The organism is Vibrio sp. HI00D65, from assembly GCF_001635455.1.
Lineage (GTDB): Bacteria > Pseudomonadota > Gammaproteobacteria > Enterobacterales > Vibrionaceae > Vibrio.
In genome coordinates this window covers 1-785 of sequence record NZ_LWEH01000300.1, presented here as the reverse complement: position 1 = coordinate 785, position 785 = coordinate 1, and the positions used below count along the sequence as shown (strand labels likewise).

Below are 785 nucleotides of genomic sequence, written 5' to 3'. Positions count from 1 at the left end.
TTGTGTCGTCGCTACATCTGAATGTCCTAATAGCTCTTGGACTGTACGAATATCTTGCCCCGAGCGCAGCAGTTCGGTAGCGAAGCTATGACGGAAGGTATGGCATGTTATTCGTTTATTAAAGATTTTAGCCTGTTGCACCGCTCGTTTGAGAGCCTTTCTTGGTGCAGAATCGTGTAAATGATGCCGACAAAGCTTATTAGTCAGTGGGTGCCGACAGATGCTTAAAGAAGGAAAGATAAACATCCAAGCAATTTGTTTAAAAGCGTTCGGGTACTTTTTACCAAGGGCGTGTGGAAGCGAGGGACCGATGCCTTGTTTGATATCTTCTTCTTGTATTTTTGACGCTTTCTGAATTTGCAATTGAAGAGAACCAATTAACGTTGGGCTAAGTAAAGTTACGCGATCTTTTTTTCCTTTCCCATCTCGCACGGTTAAAGATAGGTTTTGTAAATCAAGATCTTGAACTCTAATTCTCAAACACTCATTAACTCTAAGTCCAGAACCATACAACAGAGAAAAAATGATGTGATTAACACCAGAAAGGTGTGACAGTATCAGTTGGACTTCATTTGGCGTAAGTACGCTCGGAACCTTGCGCTGCTTTTTAGCATAAGTAAAACCTAGATCACCAAGCGGTCTTTGTAAAAACTGGTTGTAAAGGAACGCAATCGCATTAAGCGCGACTTTTTGAGTGTTGATAGCGACGTGTTGTTCATTAGCAAGATAAGACAGATAGGCTGTTACCTCAGTCGTTCCCATATCTTGAGGATGCTTTAGCTTAT

Annotated in this window: 1 protein-coding gene; it reads right to left on the bottom strand. The window is 41.5% G+C overall.

Annotated elements, in window-relative coordinates; genetic code table 11:
* On the bottom strand, nt 1–785 hold a 785-nt coding region (locus A3712_RS19240), incomplete at both ends, for an integron integrase (protein WP_063524700.1).